16 protein-coding genes and 1 tRNA gene are annotated in these 22166 nt (G+C 69.3%); 6 read left to right on the top strand and 11 right to left on the bottom strand.

Translation table 11 applies throughout. From position 1 onward, the window contains the following. Window positions 1-37: 37 nt before the first annotated feature. Window positions 38-1324, top strand: coding sequence for an oligosaccharide flippase family protein (locus tag BM204_RS07740; protein ID WP_143099689.1), 1287 nt, complete (start codon window positions 38-40; stop codon window positions 1322-1324). Here BM204_RS07740 and polA read toward each other — a convergent pair. Further along, window positions 1318-4008, bottom strand: a complete 2691-nt coding sequence (polA, locus tag BM204_RS07735; RefSeq protein WP_091111800.1) for a DNA polymerase I — start codon at window positions 4006-4008, stop codon at window positions 1318-1320. The genes BM204_RS07740 and polA overlap by 7 nt on opposite strands. A 61-nt stretch (window positions 4009-4069) precedes the next feature. Here polA and BM204_RS07730 point away from each other — a divergent pair, with 61 nt between their 5' ends. Beyond that, the gene (locus BM204_RS07730) at window positions 4070-4507 is read left to right on the top strand and encodes a PaaI family thioesterase (protein WP_091111799.1); all 438 of its coding nucleotides are present in this window, start codon (window positions 4070-4072) and stop codon (window positions 4505-4507) included. Between the two features lie 24 nt (window positions 4508-4531). Here BM204_RS07730 and BM204_RS07725 read toward each other — a convergent pair whose 3' ends face one another. Next, entirely contained in the window at window positions 4532-5104 is a 573-nt protein-coding gene (locus tag BM204_RS07725) for a GNAT family N-acetyltransferase (protein WP_246165961.1), read from the bottom strand. Between the two features lie 111 nt (window positions 5105-5215). On the opposite strand from BM204_RS07725, the gene BM204_RS07720 reads away from it, so the two are divergent. Both BM204_RS07720 and BM204_RS07715 read left to right on the top strand, forming a co-directional pair. Continuing rightward, window positions 5216-5962 carry a DUF554 domain-containing protein gene (locus tag BM204_RS07720; RefSeq protein WP_174812981.1) on the top strand — a complete coding sequence of 249 codons (747 nt, stop codon included), beginning with the start codon at window positions 5216-5218 and terminating at the stop codon, window positions 5960-5962. Between the two features lie 187 nt (window positions 5963-6149). After that, window positions 6150-7409 (top strand): ABC transporter substrate-binding protein, encoded by a 1260-nt coding sequence (locus BM204_RS07715; protein ID WP_246166032.1) that lies wholly within the window; start codon window positions 6150-6152, stop codon window positions 7407-7409. Between the two features lie 292 nt (window positions 7410-7701). Here the strand turns inward: BM204_RS07715 and BM204_RS07710 are convergent, their stop codons facing one another. The 5 genes from BM204_RS07710 to BM204_RS07690 form a co-directional block, all read right to left on the bottom strand. Continuing rightward, window positions 7702-8478: an ABC transporter ATP-binding protein gene (locus tag BM204_RS07710; protein WP_091111795.1), complete on the bottom strand. Its 777-nt coding sequence runs from the start codon at window positions 8476-8478 to the stop codon at window positions 7702-7704. Continuing rightward, on the bottom strand, window positions 8475-9422 hold the full coding sequence (locus BM204_RS07705; RefSeq protein WP_091111794.1) for an ABC transporter ATP-binding protein: 948 nt from the start codon (window positions 9420-9422) through the stop codon (window positions 8475-8477). Before BM204_RS07705 ends, BM204_RS07710 begins: the two co-directional genes overlap by 4 nt. Further along, window positions 9412-10695, bottom strand: a complete 1284-nt coding sequence (locus BM204_RS07700; protein WP_091111792.1) for a branched-chain amino acid ABC transporter permease — start codon at window positions 10693-10695, stop codon at window positions 9412-9414. Before BM204_RS07700 ends, BM204_RS07705 begins: the two co-directional genes overlap by 11 nt. A gap of 58 nt (window positions 10696-10753) precedes the next feature. Next, window positions 10754-12076: a branched-chain amino acid ABC transporter permease gene (locus tag BM204_RS07695; RefSeq protein WP_091111791.1), complete on the bottom strand. Its 1323-nt coding sequence runs from the start codon at window positions 12074-12076 to the stop codon at window positions 10754-10756. 107 nt (window positions 12077-12183) lie between these two features. Beyond that, complete coding sequence (locus BM204_RS07690) at window positions 12184-12795, bottom strand: ANTAR domain-containing response regulator (protein ID WP_091111789.1); 612 nt, start codon at window positions 12793-12795, stop codon at window positions 12184-12186. A 183-nt stretch (window positions 12796-12978) separates the two neighbouring features. On the opposite strand from BM204_RS07690, the gene BM204_RS07685 reads away from it, so the two are divergent. After that, window positions 12979-13051 (top strand) — tRNA-Leu (locus BM204_RS07685). Window positions 13052-13106: 55 nt separating this feature from the next. Further along, the gene (locus BM204_RS07680) at window positions 13107-13850 is read left to right on the top strand and encodes a transcriptional regulator (RefSeq protein ID WP_091111787.1); all 744 of its coding nucleotides are present in this window, start codon (window positions 13107-13109) and stop codon (window positions 13848-13850) included. Here BM204_RS07680 and BM204_RS07675 read toward each other — a convergent pair. From BM204_RS07675 to gltB, 4 genes are all read right to left on the bottom strand, one after another. Continuing rightward, the gene (locus tag BM204_RS07675) at window positions 13840-14460 is read right to left on the bottom strand and encodes a class I SAM-dependent methyltransferase (protein WP_091111786.1); all 621 of its coding nucleotides are present in this window, start codon (window positions 14458-14460) and stop codon (window positions 13840-13842) included. The two genes, BM204_RS07680 and BM204_RS07675, sit on opposite strands and share 11 nt — an antisense overlap. 33 nt (window positions 14461-14493) lie before the next feature. Further along, complete coding sequence (gene pyk, locus BM204_RS07670) at window positions 14494-15957, bottom strand: pyruvate kinase (protein WP_091111784.1); 1464 nt, start codon at window positions 15955-15957, stop codon at window positions 14494-14496. Window positions 15958-16036: 79 nt separating this feature from the next. Continuing rightward, a complete protein-coding gene (locus BM204_RS07665; RefSeq protein ID WP_091111783.1) occupies window positions 16037-17503 on the bottom strand; it encodes a glutamate synthase subunit beta in 1467 nt (488 codons plus the stop codon). After that, window positions 17496-22046: a glutamate synthase large subunit gene (gene gltB / locus BM204_RS07660; RefSeq protein ID WP_246165958.1), complete on the bottom strand. Its 4551-nt coding sequence runs from the start codon at window positions 22044-22046 to the stop codon at window positions 17496-17498. Before gltB ends, BM204_RS07665 begins: the two co-directional genes overlap by 8 nt. Window positions 22047-22166: the final 120 nt, after the last annotated feature.

Genomic DNA, 22166 nt, shown 5'->3' with positions numbered 1-22166 from the left:
TGCCCGCGCAGGCACGATGCCCACGTACGCTCGGACCGTGACGTCAACGACCGCCGCCACCTCGCGCGGGCTGCGCGGGGGCGCCGCCATCGCGGTGGCCATGGGGATCATGAACATCGCCACCTACGGCTACACCGTGGCCGCCGCCCACCTGATCGGCCGGGTCCCGTTCGGCGCTTTCTCCGCCCTCATGGGCGTGCTGCTGGTCGTGAGCGTGGTGTCGCTCGGCCTCCAGGCCACGGGTGCCCGCCGGATCAGCGCCGACCCCGACCAGGTGAAGACGATCGAGCGCAACGTCCTCGAGGTCGCCTATCGCGTCGCCATCGTCCTTGGCCTCCTCCTGCTGGCCCTCGCCCCGGTGCTCAACTGGGTGCTCCAGCTCGAGAGCCTCGCCACGGCCGCCCTCGTCGCCGTGGCCGCCGTGCCGCTGACCGTCATGGGTGGGCAGGCGGGGGTCCTCCAGGGCGAGCGCCGCTGGGAGCCGCTGGCCTTCGTCTACCTCTCCCAGGGGCTCGGCCGTGTCGTGCTCGGCACCGGCTTCATGGTCGTGTGGCAGACCGAGTTCGCCGCGATGCTCGGAGTGGCGATCGGGTGCTGGGTGCCGGCCGTGGTCGGCTACGTCGCCCTGCGGCGTCCACGCGCCGCCAACGACACTCCGGTCGAGGGCCACCCCCGCACCGACATCCTCAACGAGGTGGCGGGCAGCAGCCAGGCACTCTTGGCCTTCTTCGCCCTCTCCAACGCCGACATCCTGCTCGCCCGGGCGGTCTTGGACGCCGACGTCGCCGGCCTCTACGCCGGCGGCCTGATCCTGGTGAAGGCGATCTTGTTCCTCCCCCAGTTCGTCGTGGTCATCGCGTTCCCTGCGATGTCGACCAAGGACGCCGGCAGATCGACCCTGGTGAAGGCGCTCGCAGTCTCGGCCGTCCTCGGCGCCTGCGGCCTCGCCGCGACCCTCACCCTCCCCGACCTCGCGCTGGTCTTCGTGGGCGGCTCCGACTTCGCCGGGATCAAGGACAAGCTGTGGCTCTTCGCGATCGTCGGCACGCTGCTGTCGATGCTCCAGCTGCTCCTCTACTCGGCGCTGGCGCAGCGCCAGGGTCGTGCGGTGCTGATGATCTGGACGACGCTCGTGGCCCTGCTCGCACTGTCCGTGACCGTGCACTCGGTGACGTCACTGGTCACGCTGGTGTGCGTCCTCGACACGGTGCTCCTCGTCGGGCTCACCATCACCGCCTGGCGCGCCCAGCCGACCTCCCCAACCTCCTCGGTCACCAAGGACGCCACCACCCCCGAGAGGTCCGAGGCCGACGCGGCTCAGTGAGCGGCGTCGTGCCAGCTGTGCCCGGTGCCGACAGAGACGTCGAGCGGCACCGCCAGGTCGGCAGCGCTGCCCATGTGCTCCCGCACCAGGGCCTCGAGCCTCCCGCGCTCACCCGTGGCGACCTCGAACACGAGCTCGTCGTGGACCTGCAGCAGCATCCGTGAGCGCAGCCCCTCGGCCTCGACGGCGCGCTGGACCTGGAGCATCGCGACCTTGATCAGGTCGGCAGCCGAGCCCTGGATCGGGGCGTTGAGCGCCATGCGCTCCGCCATCTCACGTCGCTGACGATTGTCGCTCGTCAGGTCGGGGAGATAGCGGCGCCGGCCCATGATCGTCTCGGTGTAGCCGGTCTTGCGGGCCTCCTCGACGATCCCGCCGAGGTAGTCGCGGATGCCGCCGAACGTCTCGAAGTATTCGTCCATGAGGCCCCGCGCCTCGACCGGCTCGATGCCGAGCTGCTGGGACAGCCCGAACGCCGAGAGACCGTAGGCCAGGCCGTAGTTCATGGCCTTGATCTTGGCCCGCATCTCGACGTTGACCGCGTCGGCCGGCACGTCGAAGACACGCGCCGCGGTGATCGAGTGGAAGTCGTGGCCCGAGCGGAAGGCCTCGATGAGGAGGGCGTCCTCGGAGAGGTGGGCCATGATCCGCATCTCGATCTGGCTGTAGTCGGCGGTCATGAGGCAGTCGTAGCCCTCACCCACCACGAAGCCCTCGCGGATCCGACGCCCCTCCTCGGTGCGGACCGGGATGTTCTGCAGGTTGGGCTCGGTGCTGGAGAGCCGCCCGGTCGCCGCGATCGTCTGGTTGAACGTCGTGTGGATGCGCCCGTCGGGGGCGACCGTCTTGAGCAGCCCGTCGATGGTCTGCCGCAGGCGGATGACGTCGCGGTGGCGCAGGAGGTGCTCGAGGAACGGGTGCTCGGTCTTGACGTAGAGCGACTGCAGGGCGTCGGCGTCGGTGGTGTAGCCGGTCTTGGTGCGCTTGGTCTTGGGCATGTCGAGCTCGTCGAAGAGCACGACCTGGAGCTGCTTGGGCGAGCCGAGGTTGATCTCCTTGCCGATCGCCGCGTAGGCGGCTTCGGCGGCCTTGCGGACCTCGGTGTCGAACTCGCCCTGCAGCGCCTCGAGGTGGTCGGTGGCGACCGCGATCCCGGTCTGCTCCATGGTCGTCAGGAGCCCGACGAGGGGCAGCTCGACGTCGGCGAGCAGGCGGGTGCCGCCGTGCTCCTCGACGGCCTCGTCGAGAGCCGCCGCGAGCTCGAGGACGGCCCGCGCGTGCAGCATGGCCGTGGCCGGCGCGTCGTCACCCCCGCCCTCGACGGAGTCGAAGAGCGCGTCCTGCTCGGCCTCCTGCTCCTGGCGCAGCTCGCGACGCAGGTAGCGCAGGGTCAGGTCGGCCAGGTCGTAGGAGCGCTGGTCGGGACGCACGAGGTAGGCGGCGAGCGCGGTGTCGGAGACGACGCCGGCCAATGTCCAGCCCTGGGCGGCCAACGCGAGCGCCGGCCCCTTGGCGTCGTGGAAGACCTTCGGGCGAGCCGGGTCGGCCAACCAGGTCGCCAGCGCCTCGTCGTCGGCCGGGGTGAGCTGGTCCACCGCGACGTAGGCCGCACCCCCCGCGCGAGTGGCGACGGCAAGACCGTCGACTCGACCTGTCCCGGACCCCCAGGCGCCGCGCACGTGGACACCGACGCGCTGGTCGTCGAGGGCGCCCAGCCAGGCGGCCACCGTGTCGGGAGCCAGGACGGCACCCTCGAGCTCGAAGCCGCCCTCGTCGACGTCCTCCTCGGACTCGAGCGTCTCGAAGAGCCGGTCGCGCAGCACCCGGAACTCCAGTCCGTCGAAGAGCGTGTGCACCTCCTGGCGGTCCCAGGGCCGGATGGCGAGCTCGGAGGGCACCAGCTCGAGGTCGAGGTCGCGCACCAGGGCGTTGAGGTGCCGGTTGCGCATGACGTCGCCGAGGTGCTCGCGCAGCGCCTCGCCCTTCTTGCCGGTGATCTGGTCGGCGTGGGCGATGACGTTGTCGAGGCCGTCGAACTGGTTGATCCACTTGGCCGCGAAGCCCTGGCCCACGCCTGGCACGCCCGGCAGGTTGTCGGAGACCTCCCCCACGATCGCGGCGAGCTCGGGGTAGCGGTGCGGTGGCACGCCGTACTTGGTCTCGACGGCCTCGGGCGTCATCCGCGCGAGGTCGGAGACCCCCCGCATCGGGTAGAGGACCGTGGAGTGCTCGGTGACGAGCTGGAGCGCGTCACGGTCGCCGGTCAGGACGAGCACGTCCATGTCGTCGGCGAGGGCCTGCGTCACGAGGGTCGCGATGATGTCGTCGGCCTCGAAGCCGTCCTTCTTGAGGAACGGGATGCGCAGGGCGTCGAGGACCTCCTCGATCAGCGGCAGCTGGCTGCTGAACTCCCCCGGCGTCTTGTTGCGCTTCGCCTTGTACTCGGCGTACTGCTCGAGGCGGAAGGTCTGGCGCGACACGTCGAACGCGACCGCGAGGTGGGTCGGCTGCTCGTCGCGCAGGACGTTGATGAGCATCGAGGTGAAGCCGTAGACGGCGTTGGTGTGCTGACCGGTCGTCGTGGAGAAGTTCTCGACGGGCAGCGCGAAGAACGCGCGGTAGGCCAGGGAGTGTCCGTCGAGGAGCAGCAGACGAGGGCGGGGTGTCGTGGAAGCCTCGGGCACCCACTGACTCTAGCCGCCACCACGGACGGTCCCGCGAGACCGGGTCGGCCACAATGGGCTCATGACCGACGACCAGCCCCCCACCTTGTCCCGCGAGGCGTTCCTCGCCGCCATGCCCAACGGCGCCCTGGGCGACAAGCTGGGCATCGAGGTCGTGGAGGTGACACCCGAGAGGGTCGTCGCCACGATGCCCGTGGAGGGCAACACCCAGCCCTACGGGCTGCTCCACGGCGGAGCGTCGGTGGTGCTGGCCGAGTCCCTGGGCTCCATCGGGTCCGCGCTCCACGCACATCCGGACAGGGTGGCGGTCGGCATCGACATCAACGCCACGCACCACCGCTCGGCGACGACGGGTCTGGTCACGGGGGTGGCGACCCCTGTGCACCTGGGTCGCACCAGCGCCTGCTTCGAGGTCGTGATCAGTGACGACCGCGGCAAGCGGGTCTGCACCGCCCGGATCACGTGCGCGTTGATCCCCGCGGAGCGCCTCGCCCGGTGACGGCGGATCCTGCGTCGACCCGGGTCAGCCGGTCGGCGACTGGGCGCGACGCATCGACCGTCGTGCGGCGAGCACGCGGGTGAGCTGACGCCCGCTGGTCGAGGGCGGCGCAGGCCGCTGAGCGGTCAGCTTGGCGCGGACCACCTGGGTGGGGGCGACCCTGACAGTGGCGTGGGGCCCCAGGGCCAGGCGGGCCATGAACCGGTTGGCGTCCCTCGAGCCAGAGCTGGCAGCCGTGGCGACGTGCCCGATGCCGAGCTCCTCGGCGAACGCGACCGCGCTCTCCATCAGCAGGCGGCCGATGCCGTGACGCCGGAACCGCGGGAAGACGTGGGGCGAGATGGCCTGGACGGTCTGCTCGAGGTTGATCGGACTCAGCGTGCCTACCCGCAGGAAGATGGCGCCGGCCAGCTCGCCGTCGTAGTCAGCGACGAGAAGCCGCTGTTCCGGGGACTCCGCGGCGGCCTTGATCACGAGCTCGAGGTCGGCGACCTGGTCCTGGTCGTCAGCGCGACGCAGGGCGTCCACCCAGAGCTCGGCGAGGACCCGGGCGTCGTCTACCTCGGCACATCGCAACGTCACCATCGAACGGCTCATGCATCCCCGCCTTCCAGAGCTGACCACCGGATGGACCGCGCTGCATCCCCACCACGCGCAAGGCCCGGTCGAAGACTACGCTCAGCGCGCCCGTCATGACAGAGGAGCCCGTTGATCCCCGGAGTCGGCACCGCCGTGAACGTCGCCACCGTGCTGGTCGGCGCTCTCCTAGGTCGGCTGCTGGGCAACCGGCTGCCGGTCCGGACGCGTGACCTCGTCACCGATGCCCTGGGCCTGGTCACCCTCCTGATCGCGGCGACGTCCGCCCTCGCGGTGCTGGACGCCGACCTCGCGGCCAAGGTGGGTGACAGCGCCCCGATGCTGATCGTCCTCGGCTCCCTCCTCCTCGGTGGGATCCTCGGCTCGCTGCTGCGTCTCGAGGACCGGGTGGAGTCCCTGGGACGCTGGCTCCAGCGACGCCTCTCGGCCACGAGCGACTCCGTCGAGCGGCAGCGGTTCGTCGAGGGCTTCGTCGTCTCGTCACTGATCTTCTGCACCGGACCCCTGACCATCCTCGGATCGCTCAACGACGGGCTCGGCAACGGTGCCGACCAGCTCTTCCTGAAGGCCGCCCTGGACGGGTTCGCGGCGATCGCCTTCGCCGCGTCCTTCGGCTGGGGCGTCGCCGCGTCGGCTCTCACGGTCCTGGTCGTCCAGGGCAGCCTGACCCTGCTGGGCTTGGGCCTGGGCGACGTCCTTCCGGAGGCGGAGCTGGCCGCCATCACCGCGACCGGTGGTCTACTCCTCGTCGGCGTCGCCCTCAGGCTCCTGAATATCCGGCAGATCCCGGTCGCCGACCTGCTGCCCGCCCTGCTGGTCGCGCCGGGGCTCGTCTGGGCCGTCGCGCAGCTCGCCTGAGCCCGTTCGGGCACAGATAACGAATCGGCCACAAACCCCGCACGATCCCCCATTCCGTCCTCAGCCGACGCTGTGGGCATTACGTTGCAGCAAATCCCCTGGCTCCACGATGGTGCCGGTAAGACACGGAGGACGCATGAACCTCAGAACCACACGTACCCGACTCGCAGTAGTTGCGGTGACCGGCATGCTGGCACTCTCGGCCTGCGGCGGCGACGGTGACACCACCGAGCCCAGCGCCGGCGAGTCGACCGACTCGTCCGAGCCGTCCGAGTCGAGCGCCCCAGCCGAGACCGGCGACGGCGTCCTGACCTTCGGCTCGCTGCTGCCCGAGACCGGCAGCCTGGCCTTCCTCGGCCCCCCTGAGTTCGCGGGTGTCGACCTGGCCGTCCAGGAGATCAACGAGGCCGGTGGCGTGAACGGCGAGGACGTCGTCCACGTCCGCGGCGACTCCGGTGACGCCGACTCCGGCATCGCGCCCGCCGAGACCGACGAGCTCCTGGCCGCCGGATCCGACGTGATCGTCGGTGCCGCTTCCTCGGGCGTCTCGCTGACCGTCATCGACGCCATCCAGGCTGCCGGTGTGGTCATGTTCTCCCCGGCCAACACCTCGACGGCCTTCGACGAGCCGCCGTACGACTCGCCGGACCTCTACTTCCGCACCGCCCCCTCGGACATCCTCCAGGGTGCCGTGATGGCCAACCTCCTCATCGAGGACGGCCGCTCCAACGTCGCCATCCTGGCCCGCCAGGACGCCTACGGCGAGACCCTGGCCGAGCAGGTCGCCATGAACCTCGAGAACGCCGGCTCCAGCGTTGCCACCACCGTGTTCTACGGCGAGAACGCTCAGTCGTTCGACTCGCAGGTCGACGAGATCGCCGCTGCCGGCGGCGACTCACTGGTCCTGATCGGCTTCGAGGAGACCGCGACCATCGTGCCGCAGCTCATCACTGCCGGTGCCGGTCCCCAGGACATCCCGACCTACTTCGTCGACGGCAACACCGCCGACTACAGCGAGGGTGGCAGCACGCCGCTTCCCGCGGGCGTGCTCGAGGGCACCAAGGGCACCATCCCCGGCGCCGACACGGGCGGCGAGTTCCAGGAGCGCCTGCTCGGTCTCAACCCGGACCTGGACTCCTTCGCCTACGCGGCCGAGTCCTACGACACCGTGATCGTCTCGGCCCTCGCGGCCGTGGCTGCCGGTGCCGACGACGGTGAGTCCGTCGGTGCTGCGATCGTCGACGTCACCATCGGTGGCGAGAAGTGCACGACGTTCGCCGACTGTGTCGCGCTCCTCGACGACGGTGCCGACATCGACTACGACGGTGTCTCCGGTCCCATCGAGCTCGGCGAGCTGGGCAGCCCGACGGCTGCCTCGATCGGCATCTACGAGTACAAGGCCGACAACACCATCGAGGCCGTCGACTACATCAGCGGCCAGATCTGATCCACCGCTGACGGGGCCACGGCCCCACCTGCAGGACCCCACCGGGCCCGAGACCGCAAGGTCTCGGGCCCGGTTCCGCGCCAGCACGATGCCCGGCAGCGCGCGGCAGTCGTGTGCCCCAGCCAGCGCCGGGGCGATCTCTCCGACCCACGACCCAGCAGCCGGCCCGGGCGCCATCGGACCGAGCGACGACGCACCAGGGCGAGCGGACAGCGATGGCCGGCCCGACCGGGAACGCCGACAAGCCCGGGACCATGGATGGTCCCGGGCCGGTCGACAGCGCACGTGGGGGCTAGCTGGCGCCCAACGTGCCGAGGTAGAGCTGGATGACCTTGGGGTCGCTGCCGAGCGACTGGCCGGTGCCGGTGTAGGCGTTGCGGCCGTGGTCGAGCACGTAGCCCCGGTCGCAGATCTGCAGGCAGCGCCGCGCGTTCTGCTCGACCATGATGACCGAGACACCCGCACGGTTGATGTTGCGCGTCTGGACGAAGACCTCGTCCTGCAGCACGGGCGACAGACCGGCCGACGGCTCGTCCAGCAGCAGCACCGAGGGCGCCATCATCAAGGCTCTTCCCATGGCCACCATCTGTCGTTCACCACCCGAGAGCGAGCCCGCGCGCTGCTTGCGACGCTCCCCCAGCCTGGGGAAGATGTCGGTCACGAACGCGAAGCGCTCGGGGAACTTCTGCGGCGTCTGGTAGCAGCCCATCTCGAGGTTCTCCTCGATCGTCAGGCTGGGGAAGACGTTGTTGGACTGCGGGACGAAACCGATCCCCTTGGTGACCAGCTCGTCGGCGCGCATGTTGGTGATGTCCTCACCGTCCAGCACGACCGTGCCGGTGCGCACCTTCACGAGGCCGAACAGCGCCTTGAGCAACGTCGACTTCCCGGCCCCGTTGGGCCCGATGATGCCGACGAGCTCGCCCTTGTTGCAGTAGAGGTCGGCGCCATTGAGGATGTCGACCCCCGGCAGGTAGCCACCGATCAGCGCGTCGGCGCGCAGGACGGCGTCGCCGGCGGCCGCGAGGTGGGCCTCCCGCTCCGGGGTGGTCGTGGTGGACTCACTCATGGCGTCGCCTTTCCGTCTGCCTGGGCCTCGAGCTCGGCTTGTGCTTCCGCCTCCAGGGCGGCCTCGTCCATCTCCCGGAGGTCCGTGTCGTGGTGGGCGCCGAGATAGGCGTCGATGACGGCGGGGTCCTGCATCACGGCCTGGGGCGTGCCCTCCGCGACGATCTTGCCCTGGGCCATGACGATGACCCAGTCGGAGATGTCGCGCACCATGTCCATGTCGTGCTCGACGAACAGCACGGTGCGACCCTCGTCACGCAGGGACTTCACGTGCTCGAGCAGCGACTGCTTGAGGGCGGGATTGACCCCCGCCATGGGCTCGTCGAGCATGATCAGCTCGGGATCGACCATGAGTGCCCGCGCCATCTCGAGCAGCTTGCGTTGACCTCCGGAGAGGGAGCCGGCAAAGTCGTCGCGCTTCGCGTCGAGCTTGAACCGGGTGAGCAGCTCGTGGGCACGGGCGGCGTTCTCTTCCTCCTGCCCGCGCCAGCGGAAGGCGAAGAGCGCCGAGAGCAGCTTCTCGCCCCGCTGTCCCGTGGCACCGAGGAGCATGTTGTCCAGGACGGTGAGCTTGGCCAGCACCTTGGTGAGCTGGAAGGTGCGCACCATGCCGCGCCGGGCGACCTTGTAGGAGGCGACGCCCTGCAGCGAGCCTCCGTTGAGGCTCCAGGTCCCGGAGTCCGGCACGTCGAAGCCCGTGAGCAGGTTGAACAGCGTTGTCTTGCCCGCACCGTTGGGCCCGATCAGCGCGGTGATCACACCGCGCTGGATCTCGATGTGGTCCACGTCGACGGCGGTGAGGCCGCCGAACTTGCGGGTGATCTTGTCCCCCACGATGACCGCGTCCGGCTTGGGGGCTCCCGGGATCGCGGGCACCGCGGTGAGGTCGACCGCCCTGGAGGTGGCCGTCGTGCTCGTGCTCGTCGACTGCGCGTCAGCGTCCATCGATCGCGATCTCCCTTCGGTCGCCGAAGATCCCCTGTGGTCGGAAGATCATCAGCAGCATGAGGCCGAGCCCGGTGACGATGAAGCGCACGAGGCTGGCCTGGGTGTCGTCCATGATGAACGTCGGCATGAGCGGGTCAGGGCCGGAGGTGGCCTGGCCGAAGAACGATCCGAGCCCGGCGATGAGGAACCAGAAGATCACCGCACCCGCGAGGGGTCCGAGGACTCGTGCCGCACCACCGATGAGCAGTGCGGTGTAGGCGAAGAAGGTGATGTTGGTCGAGTAGTCGGCCGGGACCACCGATGCCTGCTTGAGGGCCAGGAAGAGGCCCGCCAGACCACCGAAGACCCCGCCAAGGATCAGTGCCTGCATCTTGTAGGCGAAGACGTTCTTGCCCAGCGAGCGTACGGCGTCCTCGTCCTCACGGATGGAGCGGAGCACACGACCCCACGGGCTTCGCATCAGACCCCACACCAGGAGTAGCGACAGCCCCACGAGCGTCCACCCGACGGTGACGGACCACAGGTCCCGTTGGCTGAACTCCACGAAGCCGAGATCCAGCGGGCCGCCGTAGGGGTTGAGGTCCTGGTAGGCGCTGGCGTAGCCGGTGAGTCCGTTGGAGCCGCCGAACGCGTCCTTGAGCTCCACCGACCCGAAGGCCAGGCGGAGGATCTCCGCCGTGGCGATGGTCGCGATGGCGAGGTAGTCCGCCCGGAGCCGCAGCGTCGGGAAGCCCAGCACGAGGGCGAGCACCACCGGCGCGACCAGGGCAGCGACGATGCCGAGCCAGAACGGCGTCTCCAGGATGACGACCGAGACTGCGAGACCATAGGCGCCGACGGCCATGAAGCCTGCCTGGCCGAAGTTGAGCAAGCCGGTGTAGCCGAAGTGGATGTTGAGTCCGATCGCCGCGAGCGCGTAGACGATCGCGTTGGGACCCAGCGCCTGGTTGAGCGCGGTCTTGAAGACCTGACCCACGTCCACCGGCAGCACGTCGGTCGCGAAGCCCAGGACCAGCCACACGACCAGCAGGACAGTGCCGAGGATGCCGAGCACACGACCGATCTGGGCCAGCGCGCGTCCGCGGTACTGGTCAGGGGCGTCCTTGATCGCGGCAAGCGCCTGCTGTCCCTTCCACCAGGCGAACGGCGAGGTGATGCCGGCGGTCAGCGTCAGGCCCGCGACTCCGAGGACCAGCGAGGTGATGGCCTGAGGGTGCGGTCGGGCTGCCTGGACAGCGGGTGCTGTCCTCTGCTGCGGCGTCGTGGTCATCGTGTGGTGCTCCGTTCGCGAGAAGCAGACGTGGGACGGGGTTCGGCGCTCATCGTCGTCATCCGATCCGCTCACGTCGTCCGAGGATTCCCTGCGGACGGATCAGCAGGACCAGGATGAGCACGACCAGTGCGCCCACCTCCTTGATGGACGACGGGACCCCGAACAACGGCCCGACCTCGACCATGATGCCGATCACCATGGATCCGAAGAGCGCGCCCCAGATGGTGCCCAGTCCTCCCAGCGTCACGGCCGCGAAGACCAGGAGGAGGAGCTTGAAGCCCATGAGGAAGTTGACCTGGCTGTTGATCGCCAGGAGCACCCCGGAGAGGCCCGTCAGCGCGGTGCCGAGGATCCAGACCGATGCGATCACGCCGTCGACCCGCATGCCCGAGGAAGCCGACAGCGCCGGGTTGTCGGAGACCGCGCGCATCGCCTTGCCCAGACGGGTCTTGAGCAGGAGGACGCAGGCGATGACGATCGTGACCGATGCGATCACGATGATCGCGAGCTCCTTGTCGGCGAGGCTGATCGGACCGTAGTCCGTGCGCGCCTGGCTGACGTACTGGCTCAGCGACTTGCGCGAGCTGCCGATCGTGTACTGGTAGACGTTGCGCAGGAGGAGGGCGAAACCAATCGAGACGATCATCATCGCGATCAACCCGGTGCCGCGTTTGCGCAGGGGTCGCCAGAGCCCGCGTTCCTGGACCCAACCGAAGAGCGCGGACACCAGGACCGCAGCCGCCCCGGCCAGGATCACCGGAAGTCCCAGCCCCCGGTTGAAGACGTAGGTCATGATCGCGCCGAAGGTGATCAGCTCCCCGTGCGCGAAGTTGGTCAGTCCCGTGGTGCCGAAGATGAGCGAGAGACCCAGGGCGGCGAGGGCGACGATGAGGCCGAACTTGATGCCCGAGGTCAGGCTGGTGACGAACCGCTCCGCGAAGGAGACCGTCGTGACCTCCTGGGTGCCGATCGGGAACAGGCCGCCGTTGGCGCCGTCGAGGATCGCACGCACCTCGATCTCGGACTCGACCGAGGAGGACAGCTCGATGCCGTCCGGGAGCGTCGCCTCGTCCAGGGTGACCGTGTAGACACCGAGGGCCGGGATCGGGACGATGATCCGTCCGTCCGCGTCGGTCGGGGCCGAGGCGATCTCCTCGCCTGCTTCGCTCACGACTGTCAGGGTCACGCCGGCCACGGGTGCGTCGTCGTTGTCCTTGTCGACCAGTCGCACCGTCACGTAAGGGCCGTCCGGCCTGGGTGCCGGCTCACTGCTCGGGCTGGGAGCCGGGCTCTCGGACTCGCCACCCGCGTGGGCGGCCGCCACGGGGAACAGCAGCACCATCAGCAAGGCGAGCAAGGTCAGCAGGCGCTGTAGCACGCAGGACTCCCGTCAGTAGAGCGTCCGGTGACGCCCGTCCAGAGCGGCAGCATAGCCACCACGTGCCCGCTGTGGTGTCGACTTCGGGCGCCTGCCTAGGTAACGGTTCAGTCTCCGGTCTGCATCGGGCCGTGCTCCACGACACCGTCCGACACCTGACGCATGGACAGGCGGAGGTCCATCGCTGTCTTCTGGATCCACCGGAACGCCTCCGGCTCGGAGAGGTGGAGCTGCTTCTGCAGGACCCCCTTGGCCCGGTCGACCGCCTTGCGCGTCTCCAGCCTCTCGGTGAGGTCAGCGACCTCGGCCTCCAGCATGCCCAGCTCCGCGAACCTGCTCACGGCCATCTCGATGGCGGGAAGCAGGTCGGTCTTGGAGAAGGGCTTCACCAGGTAGGCCATCGCTCCGGCATCACGAGCACGCTCGACGAGGTCTCGCTGGGAGAAGGCCGTCAGGATGACGACCGGGGCGATGCGCTTGCCGGCGATGGCCTCGGCAGCCGCGATGCCGTCCAGGACGGGCATCTTGACGTCGAGGATGACCAGGTCGGGCTTGAGCTCCTCGGCCAGCTCGATGGCCTTCGCGCCGTCGCCCGCCTCACCGACGACGCGGTAACCCTCCTCGGTGAGCATCTCGGCGAGATCCATCCGGATCAGGGTCTCGTCCTCGGCGATCACGACGGTGCGGCTCACGGGGGTGGCGGTGGCGTCCTGGGTCACGACGACAGGCTAGCCGCGCTCCTCCCCGGGGCGGCGAGGGAGTCGAGGAAGAGCTCGACCTCGAGCCGCTCGACACACAACCTCCGACGTCCGATGTCCTCGTCCGGTCCAGCTATAGTTTCTTTATAGTCTTTGTCTAGTAGCGGTGAAACTGAGCCGATCGGCTAAGGTTTCGGCCGTTCAGCCCCGGTAGACCAACGGCAGAGTCGATGCTCTCAAACAGCATTCAGTGTGGGTTCGAATCCCACCCGGGGCACACCACCCGAGGCACGTCGTGCAGCACCGTCGGTGGTGCCCGCTTCACTGCAGGCATGCACTCCCCCGACCGTCGCCGCCAGGCCGAGACTCTGCTGGCCTCCGGTCTGTCGCTGTCGGCCTGCGCGCGTCTGTCCGGGGTCGCTCGCTCGACACTGCGCACCTGGCGTGACACCAGCCCCACTCCCCGGGGCCTCGAGTGCCCCCGGTGCAGCGACGCGCCCCTGGTCCCAGAGGTCTACGCGGCGCTTCTCGGCTACTACCTCGGCGACGGCTGCGTCTCGACGGCTCGACGCTGCTTCGCCCTGCGCATCTCCTGCGACATCGCGTATCCCGAGATCATCGTGGACGTGCGTCGACTTCTCGAGACGACCCACCCGTCCGCCGCCACCCACCTCGTCCGGGCACCCGGTTGTGTCGTCGTGCAGAAGGCCTGGAAGCACTGGCCCTGCCTGCTCCCCCAGCACGGTCCCGGCCCCAAGCACAGCCGGCCGATCGTCCTCGAGGACTGGCAGCGCACGATCCTCGAGAGCCACCCCGCGCCGTTCCTCCGGGGCCTCTTCCACTCGGACGGCTCGCGCGTCAGCAACCGCGTACGCCGGATGGTCGCCGGCCGCATGAAGTACTACGTCTACCCCCGTTGGCAGTTCACCAACTACTCGGACGACATCCGGGAGCTGTGCTGCTGGGCGCTCGACCTCGTCGACGTGCCGTGGCGCCAGTCCAACCGGCACCACATCAGCGTCTCGACGCGCGCGGGCGTCGCCCGGCTCGACGAGCTGATCGGGCTCAAGCAGTGACGGCCGCAGCACCGCGGGGCAGGCACAGGAAGAAGGTCCTGGTCGGGAGGTAGAACGGCACCGACGCCATGACGTCGTAGCCGCGCTCGTCGAGCATCCGGTAGAGCGCCTGCGGCCGCGGCCAGAAGGAGTCCGCGTTGCCCCAGGAGGCCGTGGAGTGGGTCACCTGGTCGGGCTCGCGGTAATAGCGACCGCGATAGCCCTGCGGAGCGACCGGCTCCGACAACGTCATCGGCGCCGGACGCTCGTTGGCGACGTGCGTGTCGAGGATGATCGGGACACCGCGCGAGCGGTCGAGCAGGGAGAGCTGGTCCTCGAGCGTGAGGTGGTAGAAGAGCCCCAGGCACGAGATCAGGTCGTAGCCAAGCAGGTCCACGTCGCGTACGTCGGAGACCTCCCACGCGATCCGGTCGTCCTCGGGGAAGCGGTCGCCGCGAGCGTCCTGGGCAGTCACGCGCCACCCCCGGTCGGCCGCGAGCTGGGCGAACAGCCCGTGCCCCGACCCGAGGTCGATCAGCGAGCCCGCAGCGAACCGCGACAGCAGCGTGGCGAACCACCGCAGTCGGAGCGCACCCGTCGAGTCGTCGGATCCTCCGTCTCGTCTGGCCATCGATCGACCATAACCCGTCGTCGGGGCCGGCGATCAACCCTGGCGCTTGTAGGCCGGGGCGGCCTCGTTGATCGCGTCGCCCATGCGATGGATGCGAAGCGCGTTGGTCGAGCCCGGGATCCCCGGGGGGCTGCCGGCGATGATCACCACCAGGTCACCCTCCTCGACCCGGCCGATCTGCAACAGCTGCTCGTCGACCTGGCGCACCATCTCGTCGGTGTGGTCGACCGCGACCGTCTTGAACGTCTCGACCCCCCACGTCAACGAGAGCTGCGAGCGCACCCGCGCCTCCGGGGTGAACGCCAGCACCGGGATCGGACCACGCAACCGCGACATCCGCCGCGCCGAGTCACCGCTCTGCGTGAACGCCACGACGTAGGACGCTCCCACCCGGGTCGCGACCTCGTCGGCCGCCTTGGCGATCACGCCACCGCGCGTGTGGGGATCCCAGTCGATGGTCTCGAACTGACCGAACTCCCGCGGCTCGAGGGCATGCCGCTCGGTGGCGGTGATGATGCGCGCCATCGTCTCGACGACGTGGATCGGGTGCTCCCCCACGCTGGTCTCGCCCGAGAGCATCACCGCGTCGGCACCGTCGAGCACCGCGTTGGCGACGTCGCTGGTCTCCGCGCGCGTCGGCGACGGGCTGGTGATCATCGACTCCAGCATCTGGGTCGCCACGATCACCGGCTTGGCGTTGAGGCGAGCCTTCTCGATGATCTGCTTCTGCAGGAACGGCACGTCCTCCAGAGGACACTCCACGCCCAGGTCACCGCGCGCGACCATGACGCCGTCGAAGGCGGCAATGATCTCGTCGAGGTTCTCGATCGCCTGCGGCTTCTCGATCTTCGCGATCACCGGGAGGCGCACACCCTCCGCGTCCATGATCCGGCGCACGTCCTCGACGTCGGCGGCGTTGCGCACGAAGCTCAACGCGATGAAGTCAACCGACAGGCTCAGCGCGAAGCGCAGGTCATCGATGTCCTTCTCCGACAGGGCCGGCACCGACACCGCGACACCGGGCAGGTTGATGCCCTTGTTGTTGCTGACCTTGCCCCCGACGAGCACCTCGCACGTGACGTCGGTGTCCTCGACGGCCGTGACCCGGAGGCGCACCTTGCCGTCGTCGATGAGGATCGGGTCGCCGACGTGGACGTCGCCGGGCAGCCCCTTGTACGTCGTGCCGCAGATCTCCGCGTCACCCGGCACGTCACGCGTCGTGATCGTCCAGACCTGACCGCGCCGTAGAAGGACCGGGCCGTCGGCGAAGGTCTCCAACCGGATCTTGGGCCCTTGGAGGTCGGCGAAGATGCCGACCCCGTGACCGCTGGCATCAGCGGCCTCCCGGACGAGGCGGTAAGCCTCCGCGTGATCCGCGTGGCTGCCGTGGCTCATGTTGAGCCGGGCGACATCCATCCCGGCATACACGAGCTCGCGGATGCGACGCTCGGAGTTGGTCGCGGGGCCCAGGGTGCAGACGATCTTTGCTCTACGCACAAACCCACCCTAGCGGTTCTTTGATCGATCCAAGCCAGGTCAGGCGCACGAGCATCCGCACGGCTGACACCGGCCGGCCTCAGACCACGAGCGGCCGCGCCGTGGGCGGGATCGGCGCGGGCAGCGTGGTCGAGCCCGTCAGGAACGTGTCGACGCCGGCAGCCGCGGCTCGACCTTCGGCGATGGCCCACACGATGAGCGACTGACCACGCCCAGCGTCACCGGCGACGAAGACGCCCGGCACCGAGGACATGTAGGACTTGTCGCGCGCGACGTTGCCACGCTCGTCCAGGTCGACGCCCAGCTGCTCGACGAGCCCCGGCTTCTCGGGGCCGGTGAAGCCCATCGCGAAGAGCACCAGCTCGGCCGGGATCTCGCGCTCGCTGCCCTCGATCTCGGTCAGCTTGCCACCCTCGAAGACGACGTCGACCAGGCGCAGAGCCCGCACGTTGCCGTGCTCGTCGCCCAGGAACTCCTGGGTGGAGACGGCGTAGACCCGCTCCCCCGCCTCCTCGTGGGCCGAGGAGACGCGGAAGGTCATCGGGTAGGTGGGCCACGGCTGACCAGCCGGACGTGCCTCGGGCGGCTCGGGCATGATCTCGAGCTGCGTGATGGAAGCAGCGCCCTGGCGCGTGGACGTGCCGAGGCAGTCGGCGCCGGTGTCACCCCCACCGATGATGACGACGTGCTTGCCATCGGCGCGGATCTGGTCCGCCACCTCCTCGCCGAGCGCGACGCGGTTGGCCTGGGGCAGGAACTCCATGGCCTGGTGGATCCCGGAGAGCTGGCGCCCGGTGACGTCGAGGTCGCGGGCGACCGTGGAGCCGGTGGCGATCACGACGGCGTCGTAGCGCTCGCGCAGCTTGTCACCGGTGAGCTCGACACCCACGTCGACACCGGCGCGGAAGACCGTGCCCTCGCGCTTCATCTGCTCGACGCGCCGCTCGACGTGCTTCTTCTCCATCTTGAACTCGGGGATGCCGTAGCGCAGCAGCCCGCCGATCTTGTCGGCCCGCTCGTAGACCGCGACCGTGTGGCCGGCCCGGGTGAGCTGCTGGGCGGCAGCGAGGCCCGCGGGACCGGAGCCGATGACCGCGACCGTGCGGCCCGAGAGCCACTCCGGCGGCTGGGGGCGCACGAAGCCCGACTCCCAGGCCTTGTCGATGATCGAGACCTCGACGTTCTTGATCGTCACGGGGTCCTGGTTGATCCCCAGCACGCAGGCGGTCTCGCACGGGGCGGGGCACAGGCGACCGGTGAACTCCGGAAAGTTGTTGGTCGCGTGGAGACGCTCGATGGCGCCCTCCCAGTCGTCACGCCAGACCAAGTCGTTCCACTCGGGGATGATGTTGCCCAGCGGGCAACCCTGGTGGCAGAACGGGATGCCGCAGTCCATGCAGCGACCGGCCTGCTTGCCGACGATCGGCAGGAGGGCCCGTCCGATCCCGTCGGGGTAGACCTCGTTCCAGTCGTGGACTCGCTCGTCGACCGGACGTCGCTTCGCGACCTCGCGGCCGTCCTTGAGGAATCCCTTCGGGTCAGCCATGGAGGGCCTCCATCATCGCGTGGGCGATCTCGGTCTCATCGCACCCGTCGGCCTCGGCCTTCGCCTTGGCCTCGAGCACGATCCGGTAGTCACGGGGCATGACCTCGGTGAAGCGGGTCAGGGACATGTCCCAGTCGGCTAGCAGCTCCTCGGCGACCAGTGAGCCCGTCTCCTCGAAGTGCCCACGGACCATCTGCTCAAGCTCGGCGGCCCCGTCGCCGGAGACGGGACCGAGCTCGACGAGCTCGCGGTTGACGCGGAACTCCTTGAGGTCGAGCACCCATGCGACGCCGCCGGACATTCCGGCCGCGAAGTTGCGCCCGGTCTTGCCCAGGACGACCACCCGGCCGCCTGTCATGTACTCGCAGCCGTGGTCGCCCACGCCCTCCGCCACCAGCCAGGCGCCGGAGTTGCGCACCGCGAACCGCTCGCCGCAACCACCGCGCAGGAAGATCTGCCCGCTGGTCGCGCCGTAGGCGATCGTGTTGCCGGCGATGATCTGCTCGTTGCTGTTGAAGGTCGCCGCCCGGTCGGGACGTACGGCGATCCGGCCGCCCGAGAGCCCCTTGCCGACGTAGTCGTTGGCATCGCCCTCGAGGCGCATGGTGATGCCCCGGGGCAGGAAGGCCCCGAAGGACTGACCGGCCGAGCCGAGGAAGGTGAGGTCGATCGTGCCCTCGGGGAGCCCCTCACCGCCGTACTTCTTGGTGACCTCGTGGCCGAGGATCGTGCCGACCGTGCGGTTCACGTTGCGGATCGCCACCTGGGCCCGGACGGGCTCGCCGCTCTCGATGGCCGCCTGGGCCAGCGGCACCAGCTCGGTCAGGTCGAGCGAGCGCTCCAGGCCGTGGTCCTGGGTCTTGGTGCACCGCAGGTCCTGGTCGGGGAAGGCGCTCGTGTCGGGCGCGTGCAGGATCGGGGTCACGTCGAGGCCCGAGGCCTTCCAGTGCTCGACCGCGTGAGCGACGTCCAGCGCACCCACCTGCCCGATGGCCTCGTCGAGGGTGCGGAACCCGAGCTGAGCGAGCAGCTCGCGGACCTCCTCGGCGATGTAGGTGAAGAAGTTGACGATGTATTCGGCCTTGCCGGAGAAGCGCTCGCGCAGGACCGGGTTCTGCGTCGCGACACCGACGGGGCAGGTGTCCAGGTGGCACACACGCATGAGGATGCAGCCCGAGACCACCAACGGGGCGGTGGCGAAGCCGAACTCCTCGGCGCCCAGCAGCGCGGCGATGACGACGTCACGACCGGTCTTGAGCTGGCCGTCGGCCTGGACGACGATGCGGTCGCGCAAACCGTTGAGGAGCAGCGTCTGCTGCGTCTCGGCGAGACCGAGCTCCCACGGACCACCGGCGTGCTTGAGCGACGTCAGCGGCGAGGCGCCGGTGCCGCCGTCGTGGCCCGAGATCAGGACCACGTCGGCGTGGGCCTTGGAGACCCCCGCCGCGACGGTGCCGACCCCGACCTCGGAGACCAGCTTGACGTGGACCCGCGCCACCGGGTTGGCGTTCTTGAGGTCGTGGATCAGCTGGGCGAGGTCCTCGATGGAGTAGATGTCGTGGTGCGGAGGCGGGCTGATGAGGCCGACGCCGGGGGTGGAGTAGCGCGTCTTGGCGACCCACGGGTAGACCTTGTTGCCAGGCAGCTGACCGCCCTCGCCGGGCTTGGCGCCCTGCGCCATCTTGATCTGGATGTCGTCGGCGTTCGTGAGGTACTCCGAGGTCACGCCGAACCGACCCGAGGCGACCTGCTTGATGGAGCTGCGTCGCTCGGGGTCGTAGAGACGTTCGGCGTCCTCGCCGCCCTCGCCGGTGTTGGACTTGCCGCCCAGCTGGTTCATGGCGATCGCGAGGGTCTCGTGCGCCTCCTTGCTGATCGAGCCGTAGGACATCGCCCCGGTCGAGAAGCGCTTGACGATCTCGGAGACCGGCTCGACCTCCTCGATGGCGATCGGCTGCCGGCCGACCTCGTCGGCGTCGCGGAACCGGAACAGGCCGCGCAGCGTCATCAGCCGCTCGGAATGCTCGTTGATCGCGGCGGTGTACTGCTTGAAGACGTCGTAGCGCCCGGTGCGCGTGGCGTGCTGGAGGCGGAAGACCGTCTCGGGGTCGAACAGGTGCGGCTCGCCCTCGCGACGCCACTGGTATTCACCACCGACGGCCAGCTCGCGATGGGCGGGCAGGATCCCGCCGCGGGGGTACGCCGTGGCGTGGCGCCGCGCGACCTCCTCCGCGATCGTGTCCAGCTCGATGCCGCCGAGCTTGGAGGTGGTCCCGGTGAAGTAGGGGTCGACCACGGACTGCGAGAGCCCGATGGCCTCGAAGATCTGGGCGCCGGTGTAGGAGGCCACGGTGGAGACGCCCATCTTGGACATCACCTTCAGGACGCCCTTGCCCAGCGCCTTGACCAGGTTGGCCACGGCCTTCTCGGGCTCGGTCTTGACGTAGTAGCCCTCGCGGGCGAGGTCCTCGACGGACTCCATCGCGAGATAGGGGTTGACCGCAGCCGCGCCGTAGCCGACGAGCAGCGCCACGTGGTGGACCTCGCGGACGTCGCCGGCCTCGACGAGCAGACCGACCTGGGTGCGGGTCTTCTCGCGGACCAGGTGGTGGTGGACGGCCCCGGTGAGCAGCAGCGACGGGATCGGCGCGAGCTCGGCGGTCGAGTGGCGGTCGGAGAGCACGATGATCCGCGCGCCGTCGGAGATCGCCTGCGACACCTCGGCACAGATCTCGTCGATGCGGTGCGCGAGCGCGCCGCCACCACCCTCGACCTCGTAGAGACCGCGGGCGACGTGGGTGATGAAGCCCGGCATGTCGCCGTCACGGTTGATGTGCCGGATCTTGGTCAGGTCGTCGTTGGAGATGACCGGGAACGGCAGCACGACCTGGCGGCACGAGGCCGGGGTCGGGTCGAGCAGGTTGGCCTCGGGGCCGATCGTGCCGTTCAGCGAGGTGACGAGCTCCTCGCGGATGGCGTCGAGCGGCGGGTTGGTGACCTGCGCGAACAGCTGGCTGAAGTAGTCGAAGAGCAGCCGCGGCTTGTCGCTGAGGGCGGCGATGGGCGTGTCGGTGCCCATCGAGCCCAGGGGCTCCCCCCCGGTGTTGGCCATCGGGGTGAGCAGGACGCGCAGCTCCTCCTCGGTGTAGCCGAAGATCTGCTGGCGGCGCGTCACCGAGGCGTGCGTGTGCACGATGTGCTCGCGCTCGGGGATGTCGTTGAGGTGGATCAGGCCGGCGTGGAGCCACTCGCCGTAGGGGTGCTCCCCCGCAAGCTGGGCCTTGATCTCCTCGTCCTCGATGATGCGGTGCTCGTCGGTGTCGACGAGGAACATCCGGCCCGGCTGGAGCCGGCCCTTGCGCACGATCGTCGCGGGGTCGAGGTCGAGGACTCCGACCTCCGAGGCCAGGACGACCAGACCGTCGTCGGTGACCCAGTAGCGCGAGGGGCGCAGGCCGTTGCGGTCGAGCACGGCACCGATCTGGGAGCCGTCGGTGAAGACGACGCAGGCCGGTCCGTCCCAGGGCTCCATCAGCGCGGAGTGGAAGGAGTAGAACTCGCGGCGCTTCGCATCCATCTCGGTGTGGTTCTCCCACGCCTCCGGGATCATCATCAGCATCGCGTGGGGCAGGCTGCGCCCACCCATGTGGAGCAGCTCGAGCACCTCGTCGAAGGACGCGGAGTCGGACGCACCGGGGGTGACGATCGGGAAGACCCGCTCCAGCTCCCCGGGGATCAGGTCGCTCGACAGCAACGCCTCACGGGCCCGCATCCAGTTGCGGTTGCCCATGACGGTGTTGATCTCACCGTTGTGGGCGATGAACCGGAACGGGTGCGAGAGCGGCCAGCTGGGGAAGGTGTTGGTCGAGAAGCGCGAGTGCACGACCGCCATGGCGGAGGCGACGCGCTCGTCGACCAGGTCGGGGAAGAAGTTGTCCAGCTGGTCGGTGGTGAGCATCCCCTTGTAGAGCAGGGTGCGCGAGGACAGCGACGGGAAGTAGACGTCCGCGTCGCGCTCGGCGCGCTTGCGCAGGCAGAAGGCCATGCGCTCGAGCTTCATGCCCGTCACGCGCTGCGAGGCGCCGGCGACGAAGATCTGCTTGAAGGTCGGCATCACGCCCTGGGCGGTGGCGCCCAGGATCGAGGGGTCGGTCGGGACGTCGCGCCACCCGAGGACCGCAAGGCCCTCCTCGGCTGCGAGCTTCTCGACCTCACGACGTGTCTGGGCGACGTGGTCCTCGTCGCCTGGCAGGAATGCCGTGCCGACGGCGTAGGCGTGGGCAGGCGGCAGGTCGAAGTCGACCACCGCGCGCAGGAACGCGTCGGGCACCTGCAGGAGGATGCCCGCGCCGTCGCCCGAGTTGGGCTCCGCACCAGCGGCGCCGCGGTGCTCGAGGTTGCGTAGTGCGGTCAGTGCCTTCGCCACGATGTCGTGGCTGGCCTCCCCGGTGAGGGTCGCCACGAAAGCCACGCCGCAGGCGTCCTTCTCGTGGCGGGGGTCGTAGAGCCCCTGGGGCGGCGGGAACGCGTGCGAATAGGGCACTGGGTTCTCCCGTCGTCGTCGTGTGCAGACATCGCTGCAACATGTGGGCGCAAGGGACGACATTGGCCCACGCGGAGGAACCGTCAGATTACCACCCGGTGACGCCGCGGAGCAGCCCGC

This window comes from Nocardioides psychrotolerans, assembly GCF_900113685.1.
Classification (GTDB): Bacteria; Actinomycetota; Actinomycetes; order Propionibacteriales; family Nocardioidaceae; genus Nocardioides; species Nocardioides psychrotolerans.
Note: the sequence above shows the minus strand (reverse complement) of the source record. Positions and strands in the feature narration are given on the sequence as shown.